Raw genomic sequence first — 21,344 nt, forward strand, 5'->3', positions numbered from 1 at the left:
GGAGAAGGATTCGAACCTTCGAAGGCAGAGCCGTCAGATTTACAGTCTGATCCCTTTGGCCGCTCGGGAACCCCTCCCCAAGTGCGAGGCGCATACTATCAGATCCAGAGGCTTTGTGAACCCCTTGATGAGGCATCTGGCAGTAAAAAATGACTGTTCGTCGATTTTTTGATACATCCAGCTCAAAATTCAAGCTTATCAGCAAGTTGTGCGCTGCTTTTCTGCACAAAACAGCATCCGTGCAAGTTGGCGATCGCGCTGAAGACAGGCAGATAGCAGAAGACCGCCTGTGTCGGCGGTCTTGCCGGGCATCACATCTAGCGCTGGAACGGGTAGACCGAACCCAGTTTCAGGATCTGGGTCAGCTCGTCCAGTGCGCTGCGGGACTCCTGCACCAGTGCCGGATCCCGCAGGTCATCGAGGGTCAGCCGGTCACGGTAGTGGCGATCGACCCAGCCATCGAGGCGGGCAAACTGGCTGTCATTGATGAGGCAGGCCGGATTGACCGCAGCGAGTTCCTGATCGTTCATGGCAACCCGCAGTCGCAGGCAGGCCGGGCCGCCACCATTGCGCATGCTCTGTTTCACATCCATATAGTGGACCGCCTTGATCGGGGTCTCCTGCGTCAGCAGCTTGCCAAGATAGGCCGACACCGCCGGATTATCGCGGCACTCGGTGGGGGCGATAATGGCCATCTCGCCGCTCGGCAGGGTGAGGATCTGGGTGTTGAACAGGTAGGATTTCACCGCATCCAGCACGGATACCTCGGCAGTCGGCACTTCGATAAAGTGCAAATCCCCCTCGCCAAACTTGCCGCGGATTTCGGTCAGCACCGCTTCGGTGTTGAGGAACGCTTGTTGGTGGAAGAAGAGCACGTTCTGGTTGCCCACCGCGATCACGTCGTTGTGGAATACCCCCTGATCGATCACCTCCGGGTTTTGCTGAATAAACACCACGCTCTCCTCGCCAAGGCCATGCAGGCGGGCGATGGCTTGGCTTGCCTCCAGAGTCTGGCGGGCCGGATAGCGCTTCGGCGCCGGGCGGGAGTAGTCAAAGGCACTGCGGCCATAGACGAACAGCTCGACCCCCGCCTCGCCATAGGCGCGACAGAGGCGGGTGTGGTTGGCAGCCCCCTCGTCGCCGAAGTGGTCATTTTCCGGCAGATGGAGGTGGTGGCTGAAGTGGCGATCGTTGTTGAACACGGCGCGTAGGATGCGACCAGTGACGTCAGGCTCCAGGGAGCGGTGAAACTTGTTGGTCAGGTTGGCGGGGGTGAAGTGAATGCGGCCATCCTGGGTATCGGCACTGGGAGAGACGGTGGCGGCGTTGGCGGTCCACATGCTGGAGGCCGAATAGCAGGCAGCCAGTACGGCAGGAGCCTGCTTGGCGGCCTGCTCCAGCACCCGGGCATCGTTGCCGGTGAAGCCTAGGCGGCGCAGGGTGGCGAGATCGGGACGCTCTTGTGGCGCCAGCACCCCCTGGGTCATGCCAAGCTCGGTCAGCGCCTTCATCTTGCGCAGCCCCTGTTTGGCGGCCTCTTTCGGATTGGAAGCCTCCTGGGCATTGCTCTGGGAGGCAACGTTGCCGTAGGAGAGGCCAGCATAGTTATGAGTCGGGCCGACCAGACCGTCGAAATTGACCTCGAAGTGCTTCATTGAGTACATCCTTTCGATTTTTATGATGGGTAGCGGTTCCTTCCGCGCGCAATGCGTCGGGGTTGGGCCATTATAAAGAGATTTTATGTTTTTGTAACAAGCCGGTAACCAGCAGACGTTTTTATGTCGTTTCAGATATAAAAAGATGGGCGGTATGGCAGAAAATTGAAAAAGCGGTTGCGTCCGGCCTGTTGCCTTCGCATTAATAAATAAAGAAGCAATAAAAGAAGCCGTGTGGTTCGGGCTGGTCAGGCAAATTTGCTCACAAGATTGCTTTTTCGCGCCAAATCTCTTATACAGCCCCACAAAACCGCACACCAACCCCGTCGGGTGCAATGAGGATAATAGTTACAGCATGGGCAAATCACTGGTCATAGTGGAGTCTCCGGCCAAGGCCAAGACGATCAACAAATATCTGGGCAAGGACTACGTGGTGAAATCCAGCGTGGGTCATGTTCGCGATCTGCCCACCAGCGGCAGCGCCAGCACCGAGCCCAAGAAACCTGTCATTCGCGGCATCAAGTTGAGCGAAACCGAGAAGGCTGCCAAGGATCGCAAGGCCCTGTTTGCCCGGATGGGTATCAATCCGACCGCTGGCTGGCAGGCTAACTACCAGATTTTGCCCGGCAAGGAGAAGGTGGTCAGCGAGTTGCAAAGTCTGGCCGAGAAAGCCGACACCATCTATCTCGCAACCGACTTGGATAGAGAAGGAGAGGCGATCGCCTGGCACCTGCGCGAGATCATCGGTGGCGACGACAGCCGCTACAAGCGCGTGGTGTTCAACGAGATCACCAAGAGCGCCATCAAGGAGGCGTTCGCCCAGCCGTCCGAACTCAATATTGACCGCGTTAATGCCCAGCAGGCTCGTCGTTTCCTCGACCGCGTGGTGGGTTACATGGTCTCCCCGCTGCTGTGGAAAAAGCTGGCCCGCGGTCTCTCCGCCGGTCGGGTGCAGTCCGTTGCGGTGCGTCTCATCGTCGATAAAGAGCGCGAAATCAAGGCGTTCGTTCCGGTCGAGTTCTGGGATCTCAATGCCGACCTGCTGACCGCCGACAAGAGTGATCTGCGGATGGAAGTGGTCAGCCGCAACGGGGCCGACTTCAAGCCGGTGACCCAGGCCGAGACCTTTGCCGCTGTCGCAGCCCTGGAAGGGGTCGACTACAAGGTGGTGAACCGGGAAGACAAGCCGACCGGCTCCAAACCGTCCGCGCCGTTTATCACCTCCACCCTGCAGCAGGCGGCCTCTACCCGTCTGAGCTTCGGGGTCAAGAAAACCATGATGATGGCCCAGCGTCTCTATGAAGCGGGTTACATCACCTATATGCGTACCGACTCCACCAACCTCAGCAAAGAGGCGGTTGAGGCGGTGCGTGAATATATCGGCGAGCAGTATGGCGCGGCCTATCTGCCAGCCGAGCCGAATCTGTATGGCGCCAAGGCCAATGCTCAGGAAGCGCACGAGGCGATCCGTCCCTCCAACGTACAGGTGACTGCCGAGATGCTGGAAGGGATGGAGCCGGATGCCATGCGTCTGTACGACCTCATCTGGCGTCAGTTCGTGGCCTGCCAGATGACCCCGGCTCAGTACGACTCCTCCACCCTGACCGTCAAGGCGGGCGAGTTCGAGCTCAAGGCCCGTGGTCGTACCCTGCGCTTCGCCGGTTGGACCAAGGCCCTGCCGCCGATGGGTCGCAAGGGCGAAGATAGTCAGCTGCCGGCGGTGACCGTGGGCGAGGTGCTGAAGCTGATCAAGCTGGATCCGCGCCAGCACTTCACCAAACCGCCTGCCCGTTTCACTGAAGCTGCGCTGGTGCGCGAGCTGGAAAAACGCGGCATCGGCCGTCCGTCAACCTACGCCTCCATCATCTCCACCATCGTCGATCGTGGTTATGTGCGGGTCGAAAGCCGCCGTTTCTTCGCCGAGAAGATGGGCGAGATCGTCACCGATCGTCTGGTGGAGAACTTCGTCGAGCTGATGAACTACGAGTTCACCGCCAAGATGGAAGACAAGCTCGATGGCATCGCCGAAGGGAGCCTGGAGTGGAAGAAGGTGCTGGACGCCTTCTACGCCGAGTTTACCCAGGAGCTGGAGAAGGCCGACAAGGCGCCCGAAGAGGGCGGCATGCGTGCCAACCAGATGGTGATGACCGATATCGACTGCCCGGATTGCGGCCGCAAGATGGGGATTCGTACCGCCACCACCGGCGTGTTCCTCGGCTGCTCCGGCTATGCCTTGCCGCCCAAAGAGCGCTGCAAGAAGACCATAAACCTGGTCTCTGCCGACGAGTTTGTCTCCGCCACTGACGGCGAAGAGGCGGAAACCGAAGCGCTGCGCGCCAAGCACCGCTGCGGTGTCTGTGGTACAGCGATGGATGCCTACATCATCGATGACAGCCGCAAGCTGCACGTCTGTGGTCGCAACCCGGACTGCGATGGCTACGAGATCGAGAAGGGCCAGTTCAAGCTCAAGGGCTACGAAGGGCCGAGCATCGAGTGCGACCGTTGCGGAGCCGAGATGCAGCTCAAGAACGGCCGTTTCGGCAAGTACATGGGCTGCACCAACGAGACCTGCAAGAACACCCGCAAGATCCTGAAAAACGGCGACATCGCGCCGCCGAAGGAGGATCCGGTGCCGCTGCCGGAGCTCAAGTGCACCCAGTCCGATGCCCACTTCGTGCTGCGTGACGGGGCTGCCGGTCTGTTCCTGGCGGCCAGCAACTTCCCCAAATCTCGCGAGACCCGCGCGCCGCTGGTGGAAGAGCTCAAGCGCTTCAAGGAGCGCATCTCGGCCAAGCACAAGTATCTGGCTGGTGCCCCGCTCACTGATCCGGACGGCAACCCCGCCATCGTGCGCTTCAGTCGCAAGACCAAGGAGCAGTACGTGATGAGCGAGGTTAACGGCAAGGCGACCGGTTGGACTGCTCACTACGACAACGGTACCTGGCAAGAGAGTTTGCCAAAGGCTAAAAAAGCCTGATGAAAAGAGGCCCCGACAAGGGGCCTCTTTGCTTATGGATAGCGGTATACTGAGACAGCTGCAAGGAGTGCAGCTGTCGTCAATCGCGAAGTAGACAAGGAGGTTGAGATGGAGATTAACGAGATCCGGCCAGGCATGAGCTGCATGACCCGTGAAGGTGCGGCCTATGTGCTGGAGGTTGACCGGCAGAGCCTGCTGGTGCTGCTGCAGCGAGCGGATGAGACCATACCGGTGCAGGTGCGCAGCGACGAGATCCTGGCGCCGCTGGAGTGATCCGGCTGTGACCCCCTCAAAACGGCAGTAGAAAAAGCAGCTCGGCCAGATCGGGCTGCCATTGCCACTCCTTCATTCTGACCCGCCCACCGATCACCACGACTCCTTCTTGCTGCAGGCGTCCCGTCTGTTCGGCAAAGCCTGGCGACCCTTTCGGTAACGAGATGCTGCCCGCCGCGCCCAGTACCCGATGCCACGGCAGTACCTTGTCGGTTTCCCGCAGCACCTTGCCCACCAGTCTTGCCCGTCCGGGCAGCCCGGCCAGATCGGCCACCTGACCGTAACTGACCACCCGGCCTGCCGGGATCAGGGCGATGATCGCTTCGATACGGGCAGCTTTGTTCAATGGGGATGGACTTGATTCAATGCTCATAGACCCGATTCGTCAAAAACAACAGAAGCGCCATTGTGGCGCTTCTGTCATGAGGCTGGCAATGATTCAGCCGAAGGTCTGGCTAAGCCCCTTCAGTTGCTTGGCCCGTTCCAGCAGGGCCTGGCTGGAGTGATCGACATCCAGCATCTTCTGACTGTTGGCGTGGGAGTACTCGGAGATCTGGTGGATGCTGCGGCTGATCTCCTCCACGACCGCTTGTTGCTGCTCTGCAGCGGTGGCGATCTGGGTGGAGTGTTCGGTGACCAGCTCTATCTCTGCCAGCACGGTATGGAGGCTGCTGGCGCCCTGGCGGGTCATCTCGGCACATGCGCGGGTCTGTTGCAGGTTCTCCTGCATCATCCCCTTCCAGCGTCCCAGCGTGTGCTGGATCTGCTTGATGCTGCCCTGGATCTGCTCGGTCGCCTTGTGGGTGCGGGTCGACAGGGTACGCACCTCGTCGGCGACCACTGCAAAACCACGGCCCTGCTCCCCGGCGCGAGCGGCTTCGATGGCCGCGTTGAGGGCCAGCAGGTTCGTCTGCTCGGCGATGCCCTGGATCTCGCCCATGACACTGCCAATCCGTTCGGATTCGCTGGCGAGTTCTACCGCCGAGTTGAACGCCAGCTCAGCCTGTTTGGCGAGCTGTTCGATCTGTTGCTCGGTCTGGTTCAACTGCTGGTTGGTTTGTTCACAACGATTGCGAGCTTCGTTGACCTGACCGTTGGAGTCCTGAATGTTGCGGGCGATCTCGTGAGCTGTGTTGGCCATCTGAGTCATAGCCGTAGCCATCTGCTGGGTCTGGGCATCTTGCTCGTTAATATCGAGACAGGCCTGATGAGAGGCCTGCTTCAAATTGATGGCCAGGGTTTGCAGAGGTGCCGTGGCATCGTTGATCCGCCCCAACACGGTTCGGATGCGGGCCTGCAGCATCTTGATATGAAAATCGGCAATGGCGCCGGGGTTATCACCGGAGTAGACCAGTCGGGTCAGACTGTCGTATTCACGGCCCAGTTGCTGCAGATAGTGGGGCAGGGCAAAGAGCTCGCGCCAGTAGGCTCCGCCAAGAAGCAACAGGGGCAGCAGCATCAGCAGGACGGTCATGGCCCCTTGGCTGGCGAAGGCCCAGCCCATCATGCCGAGCAGCAGCAGGGTAATGGCCGGGGTGCGTACTCTGGCAAGAGAGGGAAGGTTGCTGCTGTTGCCGCGCTCGGCCTTGAGCAGGGCTTGGTAGGTCTGAGCGGCGATGCGCTTGAATTGGGGCTCGGGCTTGCAGCGTACCGACTGGTAGCCGCTGATCCTGTTGCCTTCATAGATGGGGGTCACATAGGCATCTACCCAGTAATAACGGCCATCCTTGCAGCGGTTTTTTACCATACCGCGCCAGGGTTTGCCCTCCTTGAGGCGGGCCCAGAGATCGGCGAAGGCGGCCTTGGGCATGTCGGGGTGACGTACCAGATTGTGGTTGTGTCCCACCAGTTCATCGACCGAGTAGCCTGCGATGTCGCAGAAGGCCGGGTTGGCGTAGGTGATCACCCCGCGCAGGTCAGTAGTGGATACCAGTTGTACGTCGGCAGGAAACTCCACTTCGCTATCCAGGGTATGGACATCTCTGCGGGCCATAGGAATACGCTCCGATGTTCTTGTTGATAATGTTGTCGTTGTTATTGTGGCAGATCTGGAGGTGGCCGCAGGCTCGCGCCAGCAGGAGGCAGACCAGCTTCATTGGGGGCTGGATTTTGCCAATAATGGCGGATGAATGGTAGGGGGAAGTTGATGTTTTGTTGGCTAATCGTAAAAAAGGCGGCCGATTGGCCGCCAAAGTAGAGACAACATTACCTCTGTGGCATCCGGTAGCGCACCTGCAACTGATCGAGGATCTGCAGCTGGCCCGGCAGGCGGGCGGCGAAGTGCTCCCAGCCCTTGTGGGCGGGATCGCTCCAGGCCACCTCGGCCGTGGCCAGCATACGCGGGAACAACATGTAGTCGAGACGATCACGGCTGGTGATCAATTCTGACCACAAGGGGCTCAGCACCCCGAGGATGTTATCGTTGGCATGGAAATCGGCTGGGGCAGGGTCACACGAGTAGATCTGCTCCAGATTGAGGGTACCCGCCCAGTAGAGGCCGGGTTCATGAATATCGGCGCTCCAGGCGAGATCGAGATAGAGGAACTGGGCGGGCGCCATCACCACCGGATAACCGGCCGCGGCAGCATCCAACCCCGCCTGAAAGCTGGTCCAGGCACAGATGGCCGCTTTGCGGCTCACCTTGTCGCCATGCAGGATCTCCTCCCAGCCGATCATCTGTTTGCCTCTGGCGGCCAGATAGCGTTGGCAGTGGCGCAGCAGATGGCCCTGCAGCTCTCTGCAGTCGGCGTAGCCCTGTTCGGTCATCAGCAGTTGGCAGGCGGGGCTGTCGGTCCAGACCCCGGTCGGCACCTCGTCACCCCCCATGTGGATCTGCGGGCCGGGGAAGAGCTCGCACACCTCGTCCAGCACGGCCTCCAGGAAGCGGTAGGTGCCGGGCAGGGCGGGGTTGAGCACGTTGTCATCAAAATGCTGAACCGAGCGGTAGCGGGAGTGATCCGCCGTTTCGATCAGCAACTCGGGCAGCGCCTTGATGGCGGCGTGGCAGTGGCCCGGGATGTCGATCTCGGGAATGACGGTGATGCCGAGCTCACTGGCATAGTTCACCAGCTCCTTCACCTCGCTCTGGGTGTAGTAGCCGCCATAGGGCTCGGCGCCGCCGCTGAGCTGGGGGCCGATCGCCAGAGCGTGGCCGCGCCAGGCACCCACGTCGGTCAGCTCCGGGAAGGTCTTTATCTCGAGTCGCCACCCCTCGTCATCGGTCAGATGCCAGTGGAAGCGGTTGAACTTGTAGAGGCTCATCAGCTTGAGCAGGCGCTTGATGGTGGCCGGAGTGTGGAAGTGGCGGGCGCAGTCGAGAAAAATGCCGCGAAAGCCAAAGCGCGGGGCATCCTCCAGCGTGATGCAGGGCAGGCTCTCCCCATGTTGCAGATACCACTGGGCTAGCGTCACCAGCCCATGGCGCCAGCCCGTTTCGTCGGCGGCGGCAATTACCACCTCCTGCGGCGTGATGGTGAGTTGGTAGGCTTCAGGGGCCAGCTTGGCCTCGGTCAGCCGGATTTCAGCGTCGTGATCCTGCTCCAGTGCCAGCGATGTGAGCTCGTTGAAGTGGGCCAGCAATTTCGGCACATCGCGGGGGGCGCTGACATGAGCCCGCTCGGCCAGCCGGAAGTTCCCCTCCAGCAGCACCAGATGGGCCGGTTGCGGCACAATGCCGGGCAGGGACTCGACATCCGGCAGGTCGGGGCGGGTTACCGGCGGGTTCTCCAGTCCGAGATCCTGAGCTGCCAGCGTCACCGGCAGCAGTTGGGCACCCGTGGTCGCCTCCGGCAAGCTGAGGAAAAAGCCCTGCGGCATGTCGGAGAGCTTCTTGATGGGCGTCTGGCGGCAGCAAAAGCGCAGCTCGCAGCTGTCAGCGTTCGGGACAATCACCTTGTAGCTGCCGCTCTGGCGCTCCAGCTCGCCCCCTTGCAAGGAGTCGGGGTCGATATGGCGAGCCAGACAGAAGTGCAGCTTCCACCGGGTATCCGGCATGCGGGATAGGGTGAAGGTGAACCAGACATCCTCGCCGTCACGTCGGGCGACCTGGGTGTGGATCAGGGGTGTAGACATGGAAAATCCTCTGATTGGGCAAACAGGATGGCGCCATCGAGCGCATCTGCCTGGGGGGGGATCAGGTTGAGCTGGCCGAGACGGGGAGCGAGGCGGGTACCAATCCCCCCCAGCAGGGCGATCTGTCTGGCACCCAGCTGGGTCATTCCCTCCAGCATGATCCGCAGCTGTTCGCAGGTTTCGTCCAGCAGCTGATTGGCGAGCTCGTCGCCATCGCTGGCGGCATCGAATACCCAGGGGGCAAAGTGGCCATAGTCCGCCGGAATGGCGCGGGCGGCCCAGCGAACCACCTCGGCCTGATCCCGCTTGAAGCGATCCATCAGGCGGATGGCGAGGGTGCTGGGGGGCAGAATGCCATCGTGGCAGAGCAGGGATTGCTGGATGGCGCGCAGCCCCAGCCAGGCGCCGCTGCCTATGTCTGAAATGGGGAAGCCGCGGCCGGAGCAGGTGCGGATCTGCCCCTCTTGATAGACCAGCCCCACCGAGCCGGTACCGGCGATCAGAATGGCTCCCTCACGGCCGCCAAAGGCGCCGAGGCAGGCACCGAAGGCATCGGAGGTGAGCCTGACGCTGGCGAAGGGGAAGGGCATCTCGAGCAGGGCGTGATAGCAGTCGGCCAGCTCGGCGGAGGCGAGCGCCAGCCCGACCCCCATCTGCTGTTCGCTCTCGATGCCGAGCCCGGCGGCAAGGCGGGCGCTGGCGATGGCGGCCAGCACATTGGCGTGGGCATGGGGGATGCCCAGCTCCAGATTGGAGCCGGCCGCGCGCCCCTCTCCGAGCAGTTTGCCCGCCCGATCCCGAATGCGGGCGCGGGTGTGGGTGCCCCCGCCATCGACGCCGACCCAGAACTCAATCATGGCGACCTCCATTTCCCTGCGCACTCTGCCAGCTGATGGCCAGGGCGAACCAGGCGGCGTGAGGGATCCACTGCTCGCCCCAGCGCCAGTTCTGATCCAGCCGATCCTTGTACTCCTCCGGAATAAAGGCCACCTCATTTTCGTCATCGAATCCGGCGGTGATGCCGTTGCAGATCCCCCCGAGCGCATTGGGATACCCGGCGGTATAGGCGGGGTTGTTGATGCCGTGGCCCGCCAGCATGCAGGCGTTGAAGGGGTTTTGCCCGAGGATCCAGTCGAGTTGGCGCTGACCGTAAGTGATGAGCGGCTGGCTCTGGCGGGGGAAGTGGCGGGCGCCAGCAAAGGCCATGGCCGCCAACGATGCGAGGCGGGCATTCTCCCCCTGCCACCAGTAACCGGATTCGTTGTTGTGGGGCATAAAGAAGCTGACGCGCGGTGCTTCATCCACCCCTTTGACATATTGGCGGGCGAGGGCGAAGGGGTTGCCCGCGCGGGCGCAGAGCGCCAGCTCGGCGGCCAGCGCCTGCTCCACCACGGTTTGTACCCTAGCCTTGTATTCCTGATCCGGCTCTATGCCCAGATATTCCAGCAGCGCCAGCACCGGCAGACCAGCTTCTGCGGCGTGGTAGTAGGGGCGCGAGCCATCCTCGTTGGCCGACCAGTAGTGACCCAGCTCAGGATGAGGGCGCTGGCGGGCACAGAGCTTGCTGGCGCGGGCTCTCGCCTCATTCAGCCACTCGGCGCCGAAGGTGCGGGTCAGCTCCACCGCCGCGAGCAGGGCGCAGTAATCGTCGATGATGTTCTCGACCCCGTCATCGAGGTAGGCAAGGTTGTGTTCACGCAGATGCAGGTAGCCGCGTTTGGCGGCCTCGGCGTAGCGGCTGGCATCGAAGTCGCCACTGACGCTCTCGCGGGCGGCGCGGGCCAGCGCGGCGATGGCCATGCCGCCCCCTTGGCGAAAACCCGCCTGCCAGTTGGCGGACTTGAGCCCCTGCTGGGTGGCATAGGCGCATAGCTCGCGCTGCTCCGGGTCCTTGCTCCACTTGTCGAACAGGGTCATGTAGAAGAAGCCCGACTCATCCTGCATCCGGCAGAGGAAATCGGCGCCGTGCAGCGCCTCGTCATTGAGCCGCTTGCAGAGGTTCACCCCGTCGATATCGCGGCGCGGGGCCAGCAGTTCCCTGCACTTGAGCAGAGCCCACACCACCATGGGGGTCTGCTGGGGGTTGAGGTAGTTGGCGTAGGAGAGGTGGCTCAGGTACTTGCTCATGTCGCCGCTGGCATCGAACCAGCCGCCGTGGACATCTTTGTGCTGGTCGGTGCCAAACAGGCGGGCGCTGCGGTCGGCCCGATCGAAGGTGCCGCTGGCGCGCTGCCCCTTGAAGTAGTGAATAACGTCCGAGAGGCAGCGGCTGGCCAGCAGATCCTGGCCGATGGCAAAGCGGGTCGAGCGGACAATGCCTTGGGCAGTGATCGCCTCCAGCCGATAGTGGCCGGGCTCCTTGAAGGCGGAGAAGTCGGCACGCCAGTAAGCGCGGCCTTGCCAGCCTGGGACGCTGCCAGCCGGTTGCAGCGGGGTTTCAAACAGGATCTGGCCATCATCAAGGCGTTGCAGCCTGACATAGCCGCCGAGATCAGGGGCGGGGGAGGTTTGCAACAGGGCGACCTTGTGTCCGTCGCACTCGTAGCCCACCTGATTGATCAAGAGTTCCATCAAGGTATTACTCCTGTGGTTCACCGCCGGGCGGTGAGGCACATCACGGGGCTGTGGCCGCCCCATATCGAGGCATGGCCGGACAGGGTTGTCCGGCCGGTTCAAGGCTTACCCTCACTCGTAGAGGTAGCAGCGCACGAAGTGGTTGTCGGCAAGCTTGGTGATGGGGGGCAGCGCCTCCTTGCAGCGGGGCATCGCCTGATTGCAACGCCCGGCAAAGGGGCAACCGCAGGATTCCGGCGTCCAGAGCGGGATCTCCCCCTTGCGGCCTCCTTCCAGCTCGGCGTGGATGCTTTTCTCCGGATCGGGCACAGCCGAGATGAGCAGCTGGGTGTAGGGGTGCTGCGGGTGGTGCAGGATCTCGTCCACCTCGCCCCACTCCACCATGTGCCCTACATACATCACCGCCAGATCTTCCGCCACATAGCGGGCGGTGGCGATGTCGTGGGTGATGTAGAGCATGGAGACGCCGAGCTCGTTCTTCATCTGCTCCATCAGGTTGAGGATGCCGATGCGAATGGAGACGTCGAGCATGGAAGTCGGCTCGTCCGCCAGCACCACTTCCGCCTCCACCGCCAGATTGCGGGCGATGTTGACTCGCTGGCGCTGGCCGCCGGAGAGCTGGTGCGGATACTTGGCCGCCGTTGCTTTGGCAGGGGTCAGGCCGACCTTCTCCAGCAGGGCGTAGACCATGTCGGGCAGCTCTTTCTTGTCGATCACCTTGCTGTGCAGCAGCAGGGGGCGGGCGATGTGGTGATAGATGGTGTGGGTCGGGTTGAGCGAACCGAACGGGTCTTGCCACACCATCTGCACGCTCTGGCGATAGTCGAGCAGGGCGGTGCCCTTGTTGAACTCCTCCAGATCGTGGCCGCGATAGAGGATGCGCCCGGCACTGAGCTTGTACATCTTGGCGATGATCTTGGCGATGGTGCTCTTGCCGGAGCCGGACTCCCCGACCACCGCCAGGGCGCGGCCCCGGTGCAGGTTGAAGGTGATGTCGGAGAGTGCCCGCATCTTGCCACTCTTGATGGCATTGGAGTTGATGGGGAAGTCCTTGTAGAGGTGCTGGACTTCGATGATGGGTGCATCGGTTTTGGCGATTTGCATGACAGACATCCTTAACAGCCAGCGGCCTTGTCCAGATAGATCACGGAATCTTGTTGCAGTCCCTGCTCCTCATAGAGGTGGCAGGCGGTCTGTTGCCCGGGGCGGATCTCGGCCAATTTGGTGTACTCCTGACGGCAGCGATCGTGCACCTTGCCGCAGCGGGCCTGAAAGCGGCAGCCGACCGGCACCTCCAGCAGGTTGAGCGGTGTGCCCGGGATCCCTTCCAGCACCTTCTTCGGTCCGTGCAGGGGCGGGAAGGAGTTGCCGAGCCCTCTGGTATAGGGGTGTAGCGGCGCGGTCAGGATCGCCTTGGAAGGAGCCACCTCCACCAGCTCACCGGCATACATGATGCCGATGCGATCGCAGAACTCCACCATCAGGGAGAGGTCGTGGGTGATGAACAGAATGGAGAAGTTGAACTTCTCTTTCAGGGCATAGACCTTCTGCAGGATCTCCCGCTGTACCACCACATCGAGCGCCGTGGTCGGCTCATCCATGATGAGCAGCTCAGGGTTGAGCGCCATGGCGATGGCAATCACCAGCCGCTGGCGCATGCCGCCGGAGAACTGGTGCGGGTAATCCTTGAGCCGGCTCGGGTGGATATCGACGATGGTGAGCAGCTCCTGGGCGCGCTTGATCGCCTCGTAACGGGTCATGCCGGGGTTGTGGGCCAGCAGCACGTCGCAGAACTGCTCCTCCATCCGCAGCACTGGGTTCAGGGCGTTCATGGCGGACTGGAACACCACCGACACCTGTTGCCAGCGGTAGGAGCGCAACCGTTCGTCGTTGTAGTGGAGGATATTCTCCCCCTTGAACAGGATCTCGCCACCGCTGATATAGGCGGGCGGCTTGTGCAGCCGGGCCACCGAGAAGGCGACGGTGGATTTGCCGCAGCCCGACTCACCGGCGAGACCGAAGATCTCGCCCTGTCTGATATCGAAGCTCACCGAGTTGACGGCGCGCACGTCGCCATTTTCGGTGATGTAGTCGACGCAAAGATTGCGTACTGACAGCAGGGGATGCTTGTTCATGCTGTCTTCTCCTGTGCGGCAGAGAGTGGTGTTGCGACCGGTGTTGCAAGTTTCTTCCAGCGGCTCAGCCCTTTATGGGAACGCAGCTGCGGGTTGGCAATCTCGTCGATGGCGAAGTTGAGCAGGGCCAGACCGGCACCCAGGGTGGCGATGGCAAAGCAGGGCGCCAGGATCTCCCACCAGGCGCCGACCAGAATGGCGCTGGAGGTCTGGGCGTTGTAGAGCATGATGCCCCAGCTCACCACGGTCGGGTCGCCGAGACCCAGGAACTCCAGGGTCGCTTCGGTGACGATGGCGTAGATGATGGAGCCGATAAAGCTCACCCCGATGATGGAGATGAGGTTGGGCAGGATCTCCACCAGAATGATGCGCCAGGCCGGCTCGCCCAGCACTTCGGCGGCGATGACGAACTCCTTCTCGCGCAGCGCCAAGGTCTGGGCCCGGATGACCCGCGCGCCATAGGCCCACGAGGTCAACCCTATTATCACGGCAATCACCGCCGGTGACGCCTCCCCGATAAAGCTCGCCAGCACCAGTAGCAAGGGGAGGTTGGGGATCACCAGCACCACGTTCATCAGGAAGGTGAGGCACTCATCCACCAGACCGCCGAAGTAACCGGCGGTGATGCCGATGGCGACGGCAAGGGTGCAGACCAGCAGGCCTGCGCTGAAGCCTACCAGCAGCGAGATACGGGCACCGTTGGTGAACTGGGCCCAGATATCGTGGCCCATGCGGGTTGAACCCATCACGAACTCGGCACTGGGCGGCTGGTGCGGGCGAGCCACCCGTTTGGTCGGCTCGTTGCTGGCCAGAATGGGGGCAAAGAGGGCCATCAGCACGAAGGCAACCACGATGGCGAGGCCACAGGCAGCCTTCTTGTTGCCCAGCAGGATTTTGAGAATGGTCGGCATACGCATCTTATTTGCCTCCTGTACGCAGACGGGGATCCAGGAAGACGTAGAGCACGTCGGCCAGGAAGTTGAAGCTGAGCATGGTGATGGTCATGATGAGCAGCTGCCCCTGAATGAGCGGGTAGTCGCGGGCCAGAATGCCCTGATAGAGGGTCAGGCCCAGGCCGGGATAGTTGAAGATAACTTCGGTGATGAGAGAGCCACCGATGACGAAGCCGAGCGCCATCGATAGGGCGGTGACGCTGGGCAGAATGGCGTTGCGGGCGCCGTAGTTGAAGATCACCCGGTTGCTGGAGAGCCCCTTGGCCTTGGCCATGGTGATGTAATCCTCGCCCAGCAGGTTGATCATGTTGTTGCGCATGGTGATAAGAAAGCCCCCCACCTGTACCACGGCCAGGGTCAGCACCGGCATGATGGCGTGGGTCATGATGCTCTTGATGTGCTCCCAGCCCCAGTCAGCCTTGATCTCCGGGCTGTAGGCGTAGCCGATGGGCAGCCACTCGAGGCTGACCCCGAACAGGAACAGGGCGAGCAGGGAGACCACCACTGGTGGAATGGCCTGCATCACCAGGGTGAGCGGGGAGAGAATGCTGTCCATCCGGCCGCCGCGATACCAGGCGGCGAAGATGCCGACGATGGAACCGATGGAGAAGCTCAGGATGGTGGAGGTGCCGACCAGAAACAGGGTCCAGCCGATGGCACGGCCCAGCACGTCAGAGACCTGCTGCGGGTAGAAGCGCACCGAGGTGCCGAGATCCCAGGTGAAGACACTCTTCACATAGGTAAGAAACTGGGTACCGATGGGGCCGTCGACAAAGCCAAAGGTGGCTTTGAGGGCTTCCAGGGCGGCGGGTTCCATCATGGCGCCAGCGCGGGCAAACATCACGGAGACAGGATCCCCTGGCATGGCACGGGGTAACAGGAAGTTGATGGTGGCGGCTACCAGAAAGGCAACCAGGTAGAAGGAAAAGCGTCTCAGTATGAATCCCATGATGGTACCTTTTACTGCAAGTCTGCCCCGCGTCGGGTATAGCTACCCCAATCCCGGCAAAACCGGGCAAGAAGGGGATTAACGGGGAAGATGGCCCCCCGCAGGGGGCCGGGATTGTTTAGCTGTTTGGCTTGAGGGACAACACGTGCAGCAGACGCTCAGGGGTGTCCGGGTGGAGCTGAGGTTTGGCTACCGGGTTATCAGCACTGAACCAGCCGTTGAAGCGCTTGGTGCTGTACTCATACCAGGTCGGGTTGTTGAAGACCGGAATGATGGTCTGGTTGGCACCAACACGATCCTGGATAGCGAACATGATCTCCTTCTGCTTGGCCGCATCGGCGGTCTGGGTGAAGTCATCGATCAGCTTGTCGAGCTCGGGATCCTTGTAACGGGGCGCGGCGAAGCGGTTGCCACGGTCGCCCATGTTGCGGGAGTGGAACGCAGTCTCGAAGTACTTGTGCGGGTTGGCACCGGCAAAGTAACCCTGCAGGGCGACGTCGAAGTCACCGGTGATCAGGTTCTCGGTCCAGACGGTTGCTTCCGGGGTGGCGGTTTTGGCGTTCAGGCCCAGTGCCTGCAGCCCTTCTACACCGATCTGTACTGTGTTGACCCAGTCGGTCCAGCCATTCGGCACCAGTACCTTGAACTCGATCTTTTTGCAGCTCGGGGTGTCGAGGAACTTGTCGCCGTCACAATCCTTGTAGCCTGCCTCTTTCAGCAGGGCCTTGGCCCCTTCCAGATCGAACTTGTTGTACTTGCCGTACTTCTTGTCCACTTCCGGGTTGTTCCAGGAGTCAAAGGCTTTGCCCAGACCTGACGGGTACTCGTTGACGGTGGGGTAGCCGTAGCCCGCGATATCCACCATGGACTGGCGGTCCATCGCCATGGAGAAGGCGCGGCGGAAGTTGATGTCGTTGAAGGCTTCGTTATTGCCCGGGTTCTTGGTCTGGAAGTTGACGTTGAACGCCACGGTACCGGAGGCCGGGAACCAGTATTTGTTGTTCTTCGGATCGTTGCCGACGTAGAGGCGCTCGATATCCGGTACGAAGGAGCCGAACCAGTCGATGTCACCCTTCATGACAGCAGCCAGCACCTGGTCGTTGGTGGCCATCTGCGGCATACGCAGACAGTCGATGGCGAGGTTGGCGTTATCCCAGTAGTGCGGGTTGCGGCACTGGGTATAGAGCTGGGCGGAGAAGTTGTCCACTTCGGTGAAGGGGCCAGTACCAACCGGCTTGTCGTTGGTGAAGGCAACCGGATCTTTCACCGATTTCCACTGATGCTCCGGCACGATTGGTACCAGCACCAGATCGTTCACCACGTTGGTGTTGACCTCGGTCAGGTTGAATTTGACCTTGTTGGGGGCCAGCTTCTCGACGCTCTTGATCTGGGTCCAGATTGAGCGCTCATCCAGCGCCTTGTTGGCCTTGACCAGATTGAAGGAGAAGATGATGTCATCGGCATCAAAGGCTTCGCCGTCAGACCACTTCACGCCGTCACGCAGATCGAAGGTGACGGATTTCAGGTCATCGCTGAACGCATAGTTGGTGGCCAGACGATAGACGGGTTTGCCCCCTTGCATATCGTTGAAGATCACCAGCGGTTCATAGATGAAGTGACGGGTGGTGTGCAGCAAGCCCGCTTGCAGGAAGGGGTTGAAGTTCTTGACCCAGGCGGTTTCCTGCTGTGCGACCATGGTCAGCACGGTTTTGTTTTCTGCGGCCATGGCGTTACCGGCGGCACCGGCAAGCATCATGGTTCCCAGCATTACAGCGGTAGAGATTTTGGATACTTTGGCAAGCATATGTTTTCCTTTCTTATTTTTTGGCATTCCCGAGGGTTCGCCTTGTTTTGTGTGAGCACCGGTTTCGCATGCTGATGAAATCGGCCCTCTGTGTTGGTCAGGTGTCTAACCTTTGTCGTTCTGTTTTCCAACGCCCTAAGCAAACCAGAATTAACAGGAAAACAACAACTATTGATTTCGTTGTTTTCGTAAAAATTGACGGTGTTACGTCAATCTCGTCAAAATCGATTTTTATCTTTTTAAAATCATTAATTTGCGTTATTTGCTTTCGCGTAAAAAGTGGCTGTGAAAATGGCGTATATGACAAATTTGTGAATTGGATCTGCTCTCGGTTTCGGGGTTGTGCGGGGCTTTGTTTTGCATAAAAAGAAACCAGATTGCCAATTGTGATCCGGCGCCCGTTTAGGGCGCCGTGTCACGGTTTGCGGTTGGCGAGTTGACGCAGGGTCTGTGCGCTGTGCTGCAACTGCTGGCGCTGGTGGTCATTGAGCGGGCAGTGGCCCAGCACATACTCGGTGGTGGCCACCACCGTCTTCCAGCGTGGTGACTTGGGCAGGGTGTCCAGACTCAGGTATTTGTCGAGGGTGCGGGTCTGCGGGCTGGATCTGTCCATATAGACCCGCCACAGCTTGCTCTTCTCTGCCAGCACGATTTTGCCCTTGCCGGTCCCCTGCTGCCAGGCATCCAGGGTGAGCTGCATGGTCTCTACCAGCGCACGGCGCAGCGGCTCGTCATCCTGCTGGCGAATGAGGTCGTCGGCCAGCGAACGGAACTCGCCACCCAGGCGGCTCAGCTCGCCCAGCAGCTGTTCATCTTCGATGATGGCTTGCCGCGAGAGGTTCTTGAGGGCGTTCTCCAGCGCCATTATCCGGTTCTCATCCTGACGCAGCTCGGTACTCAGAGTGAGGGCGAAAGCGGCCTGTCCTCCGAGCGCGATGGGCAGAGCGCGGGCGTTGAGTACATCTTTTTGCCCGGCCACCAGAAATTCCAGATTGTGTTCCCGCTCGCTGGCAAGGTCGGGCCACTGCTGTTGCAGCGGGGTGGCGAGCCACTCATTGAGGGGCTGCCCCTCCATGGCTTCCGGCTCCTGCCCCAGCAGGCGTGCCAACACCCTGGAGGCAAACAGCACTGTGCCCTGCTCGTCGATAAAGATCATGGGGTCGGCCCCTTCGCCGAGCAGGGCCAGCAGCCGCTGCTGATCCTGATGCAGTCGATCCTGCAGGGTGAGGCGATGTTCGATCTCCTGCTTCAATAGCCGGTTCTCTACCAGCGAGGCGCGTCCGGCCTTGGCCTCCAGCAGTGCCTTGACCCGGGCAAATAGCTCCTCCTTGCAGAAGGGTTTGACCAGATAGTCGTTTGCTCCGGCTCCAAAGCCCTCCTCGATATCCTTGGGTTGGTTAAGGGCGGTGAGCAGCAGCACCGGCAGCATATCTTTCGGGTGCTGCTGGCGCAGGCGGCGGCAGACGTCAAAACCGGAAAGGGTCGGCATCATCACATCGAGCAGGATGAGGTCCACCGGCTCCTCGGCCAGCTTGGCCAGCGCATCGTGGCCATCGCTGCTGGGCAGGATGCGGTAGCCGCAGGGCTGCAGCAGATGGCGCAGGATGTGCAGGTTGATGGGCTCGTCATCCACCACCAGAATGAGCGGCGCACCCTCGGGGGGAGGGGGCAGATCGTCGCTCTCCCAGTCAGGCAGGATCAGCGGTTGCTGGCGCACCAGCTGATGCTCGATCTGGCGGCTGTCGAGAGTCAGATTGGCCGCTTTGCCGGTGGCAAGGGGCAGGGTAAAGGCGAAGGTAGAGCCGACGCTCGGCTCACTCTCGACAAACAGCTCGCCCCCCATCAGGTGCACCAGCTGGCGGGTGATGGAGAGACCAAGGCCGGCTCCCTGCTTGCTTACCTCCGGGCTCATCTGCACCAGCGGCTCGAAGATGTGCTCCAGATGATCGGGGGCGATGCCGATGCCGGTATCGGTGACCTTGATGCGCAGGAAGTTGTTCTCGACCATGGCGCTGAGCACCACCTTGCCCTGCGGCGTGTACTTGATGGCGTTACCCACCAGGTTGTAGAGCACCTGTTCGAGCCGCTGTTCGTCGGCCAGCACCGGCGGCAGTTCGGCCGGGCTGATATCCACCAGAGTGAGGGGTTTGGCCTGCACCAGATGCTGGCAGAGATCCAGCACCAGCCGGATCACCCCTTTTGATGAGACGGGTTGTGAGTGGATCTCCAGCTGGCCGTAGCGCATCTGGTGGTAGTCCAGCAGATCGTCAACCAGACGGGCCAGGCCGTCGGCGCTCTTGATGATGAGGCCGAGCTGTTTTTGCTGCCCTTCGGTCAAATCCTGCTGGCTGGCGAGCATCGACTCGGCCATCCCCTTGATACCGTGAATGGGGGTGCGCAGCTCGTGGGAGGTGTTGGCCAGCAGTTCATCCTTGAGCTTGTCCGCCTGCTGCAGGCTGAGGTTCTGCTTGTGGGTCAGCTTGACCTGCTGTTGCAGCTCCTGGGTCTGCTGTTCGATCAGTTCGATCTTGTCCTTCACCGAGCGCTGCATATGGCGAAATGCCTCGGCCAGCCGGTCGATATCATCACCGGTGCGCTCGATGGCGATGGGGTGATCCAGCGCGCCGTCGGCCACCTGCTCGGCCGCTTCGGTCAGGGAGCGCAGCGGCGCCGTGATGGAGTGGGAGAGCCAGCGGGAGAAGAGGATCAGCAGCAGTACCGAGCCTGCACCCAGCACAATCACCAGAGTTTCCAGCTGGCGGATCGGGGCATAGGCTTCCCGGGTGGAGATCTCGGCAATAAACGCCCACTCGGTGTCGAATACCTTCACCTGGGTGTAGGCGGCCAGCACCTCGTCATCCTGATAGGAGTGGAACAGCCCGACCCCCTGCTCGCCGGAGAGCGTCTTGGTGATGAGGGGCGTTTGCAGCGGCCGGAAATTGGGGCTGAAGCTGTTCTCGACGCTGAACTGTGGTGCCAGCCAGGCATCGGCGCGCATCCGCTTGTCCGGGCCGATCAGTATGGTCTCGCCGGTCTCGCCCAGCCCCTCCCGCTCCGCCATGATCTGGTTGAGCTTGTCCGGCAGCAGCTCGAAAATCACCACACCGCGCACATAGTCGTACTGCATCACGGGGGCCGCCATGTAGGCAACCACCTGCCCGGTCAGCTCGTTGCGGCCAAAATCGGTGAACTCGAAGATCTGCTGCGGCTTCTGGCCGCCATCAAGGCGGCGTTTGATCTTGGCAAAGGTCTGGCCCAAGCCACTGCCCTGATAAGGTCCGGAGAGCAGATTGGTGGCAAAGTTAGGGTGCTTGGTGACCGAATAGACCACATCACCGTTGAGGTCCACCAGAAAGATGTCGCTGTAGTTGGACTTGCGCACCATGTCGGCATAGCCGCGATGAAAACGCTGGTGTACCCGGCCATACATCTCGTCGGCGAGGATAAGCGCCGTGATGGAGGGTTCGATCTCCACCTGACTGTCCGGTTTGCGCAGTTGATCCCAGGAGCCGGGCAGATAGCGGGCCTGAGCACGGCTGCGGGCCTCCTGCGGTGTGGTGCCCAGCTTCTCGAAGGCGCCGGTAAAGCCATAGAAACGGCCGATACTGTTGCCGGCGAAATCCTGCTGGGAGAAGTTGATGATCTGCTCTTTGAGGTTGTTGAAGTAATCCTCGAGTTGACTCTTCTTGATATTACGGACGGAGACCAGATGGTTGGAGGTCTGGGTGGTGAGATCCTTGCCGTGGCTGTATAGGAAGAAGAGGGTGATGACCAAAAAGGGCACCATGCCCAACATGAAAAAAGCCAGCATTAACTGCGGCCTGAGCCCACGAAGCGTGAAGATCCATTTCATCTTGTGATTTTCAATTGAGAATCCGGTTATTAAGCCGCTCAAGTCTCGAACGAAAGCGTAATCATTTCAACGACTTTATCCCAAATTCGCTTGGTGGGTC

General features: G+C 60.8%; 14 protein-coding genes. 2 read left to right on the top strand and 12 right to left on the bottom strand.

Translation table 11 applies throughout. The annotated features are described in order from the left end of the window. Positions 1-317: 317 nt before the first annotated feature. The gene (gene astB, locus NOM06_RS15020) at positions 318-1,655 is read right to left on the bottom strand and encodes an N-succinylarginine dihydrolase (protein WP_255912154.1); all 1,338 of its coding nucleotides are present in this window, start codon (positions 1,653-1,655) and stop codon (positions 318-320) included. A 355-nt stretch (positions 1,656-2,010) separates the two neighbouring features. On the opposite strand from astB, the gene topA reads away from it, so the two are divergent. Then, positions 2,011-4,632 (top strand): type I DNA topoisomerase, encoded by a 2,622-nt coding sequence (topA, locus tag NOM06_RS15025; protein WP_255912155.1) that lies wholly within the window; start codon positions 2,011-2,013, stop codon positions 4,630-4,632. 108 nt (positions 4,633-4,740) lie between these two features. Further along, the gene (locus NOM06_RS15030; RefSeq protein ID WP_005334891.1) at positions 4,741-4,905 is read left to right on the top strand and encodes a hypothetical protein; all 165 of its coding nucleotides are present in this window, start codon (positions 4,741-4,743) and stop codon (positions 4,903-4,905) included. Positions 4,906-4,921: 16 nt separating this feature from the next. Here NOM06_RS15030 and NOM06_RS15035 read toward each other — a convergent pair whose 3' ends face one another. The 11 genes from NOM06_RS15035 to NOM06_RS15085 all read right to left on the bottom strand — a co-directional run bounded on the left by NOM06_RS15035 (position 4,922) and on the right by NOM06_RS15085 (position 21,244). After that, positions 4,922-5,278, bottom strand: a complete 357-nt coding sequence (locus NOM06_RS15035; RefSeq protein ID WP_255912157.1) for an MGMT family protein — start codon at positions 5,276-5,278, stop codon at positions 4,922-4,924. A gap of 66 nt (positions 5,279-5,344) precedes the next feature. Continuing rightward, a complete protein-coding gene (locus NOM06_RS15040) occupies positions 5,345-6,898 on the bottom strand; it encodes a PAS domain-containing methyl-accepting chemotaxis protein (RefSeq protein ID WP_255912159.1) in 1,554 nt (517 codons plus the stop codon). 212 nt (positions 6,899-7,110) lie between these two features. Beyond that, positions 7,111-8,976, bottom strand: coding sequence for a beta-N-acetylhexosaminidase (locus tag NOM06_RS15045; RefSeq protein WP_255912161.1), 1,866 nt, complete (start codon positions 8,974-8,976; stop codon positions 7,111-7,113). Then, positions 8,961-9,833, bottom strand: a complete 873-nt coding sequence (locus tag NOM06_RS15050; protein ID WP_255912163.1) for a BadF/BadG/BcrA/BcrD ATPase family protein — start codon at positions 9,831-9,833, stop codon at positions 8,961-8,963. The genes NOM06_RS15045 and NOM06_RS15050 overlap by 16 nt, the downstream gene beginning before the upstream one ends. Continuing rightward, entirely contained in the window at positions 9,826-11,547 is a 1,722-nt protein-coding gene (locus NOM06_RS15055; protein ID WP_255912164.1) for a glycoside hydrolase family 9 protein, read from the bottom strand. Before NOM06_RS15055 ends, NOM06_RS15050 begins: the two co-directional genes overlap by 8 nt. 114 nt (positions 11,548-11,661) lie before the next feature. Beyond that, a complete protein-coding gene (locus NOM06_RS15060; protein ID WP_005353824.1) occupies positions 11,662-12,654 on the bottom strand; it encodes an ABC transporter ATP-binding protein in 993 nt (330 codons plus the stop codon). An 11-nt stretch (positions 12,655-12,665) separates the two neighbouring features. Further along, entirely contained in the window at positions 12,666-13,685 is a 1,020-nt protein-coding gene (locus NOM06_RS15065; RefSeq protein ID WP_019446723.1) for an ABC transporter ATP-binding protein, read from the bottom strand. Then, the gene (locus NOM06_RS15070) at positions 13,682-14,602 is read right to left on the bottom strand and encodes an ABC transporter permease (protein ID WP_005353820.1); all 921 of its coding nucleotides are present in this window, start codon (positions 14,600-14,602) and stop codon (positions 13,682-13,684) included. Before NOM06_RS15070 ends, NOM06_RS15065 begins: the two co-directional genes overlap by 4 nt. 1 nt (position 14,603) lies before the next feature. Next, positions 14,604-15,587 (bottom strand): ABC transporter permease, encoded by a 984-nt coding sequence (locus NOM06_RS15075; RefSeq protein WP_005353818.1) that lies wholly within the window; start codon positions 15,585-15,587, stop codon positions 14,604-14,606. Between the two features lie 118 nt (positions 15,588-15,705). Then, positions 15,706-17,391 carry an ABC transporter substrate-binding protein gene (locus NOM06_RS15080; protein ID WP_255912165.1) on the bottom strand — a complete coding sequence of 562 codons (1,686 nt, stop codon included), beginning with the start codon at positions 17,389-17,391 and terminating at the stop codon, positions 15,706-15,708. A 415-nt stretch (positions 17,392-17,806) separates the two neighbouring features. Beyond that, positions 17,807-21,244 carry an ATP-binding protein gene (locus NOM06_RS15085; protein WP_255912166.1) on the bottom strand — a complete coding sequence of 1,146 codons (3,438 nt, stop codon included), beginning with the start codon at positions 21,242-21,244 and terminating at the stop codon, positions 17,807-17,809. Positions 21,245-21,344 lie beyond the last annotated feature (100 nt).

The sequence above is a fragment of the Aeromonas sp. JL9 genome (genome assembly GCF_024436075.1).
Lineage (GTDB): Bacteria > Pseudomonadota > Gammaproteobacteria > Enterobacterales > Aeromonadaceae > Aeromonas > Aeromonas veronii.

Bases quoted from the DNA above. Each gene is read 5' to 3' on its own strand.
- NOM06_RS15085 (WP_255912166.1), bottom strand. From the start codon at position 21,244: ATGAAATGGATCTTCACGCTTCGTGGGCTCAGGCCGCAGTTAATGCTG.
- NOM06_RS15070 (WP_005353820.1), bottom strand. From the start codon at position 14,602: ATGCGTATGCCGACCATTCTCAAAATCCTGCTGGGCAACAAGAAGGCT.
- NOM06_RS15030 (WP_005334891.1), top strand. From the start codon at position 4,741: ATGGAGATTAACGAGATCCGGCCAGGCATGAGCTGCATGACCCGTGAA.
- NOM06_RS15080 (WP_255912165.1), bottom strand. From the start codon at position 17,391: ATGCTTGCCAAAGTATCCAAAATCTCTACCGCTGTAATGCTGGGAACC.
- NOM06_RS15055 (WP_255912164.1), bottom strand. From the start codon at position 11,547: ATGGAACTCTTGATCAATCAGGTGGGCTACGAGTGCGACGGACACAAG.
- astB (WP_255912154.1), bottom strand. From the start codon at position 1,655: ATGAAGCACTTCGAGGTCAATTTCGACGGTCTGGTCGGCCCGACTCAT.
- NOM06_RS15040 (WP_255912159.1), bottom strand. From the start codon at position 6,898: ATGGCCCGCAGAGATGTCCATACCCTGGATAGCGAAGTGGAGTTTCCT.
- NOM06_RS15035 (WP_255912157.1), bottom strand. From the start codon at position 5,278: ATGAGCATTGAATCAAGTCCATCCCCATTGAACAAAGCTGCCCGTATC.
- NOM06_RS15050 (WP_255912163.1), bottom strand. From the start codon at position 9,833: ATGATTGAGTTCTGGGTCGGCGTCGATGGCGGGGGCACCCACACCCGC.
- NOM06_RS15075 (WP_005353818.1), bottom strand. From the start codon at position 15,587: ATGGGATTCATACTGAGACGCTTTTCCTTCTACCTGGTTGCCTTTCTG.
- topA (WP_255912155.1), top strand. From the start codon at position 2,011: ATGGGCAAATCACTGGTCATAGTGGAGTCTCCGGCCAAGGCCAAGACG.
- NOM06_RS15060 (WP_005353824.1), bottom strand. From the start codon at position 12,654: ATGCAAATCGCCAAAACCGATGCACCCATCATCGAAGTCCAGCACCTC.
- NOM06_RS15045 (WP_255912161.1), bottom strand. From the start codon at position 8,976: ATGTCTACACCCCTGATCCACACCCAGGTCGCCCGACGTGACGGCGAG.
- NOM06_RS15065 (WP_019446723.1), bottom strand. From the start codon at position 13,685: ATGAACAAGCATCCCCTGCTGTCAGTACGCAATCTTTGCGTCGACTAC.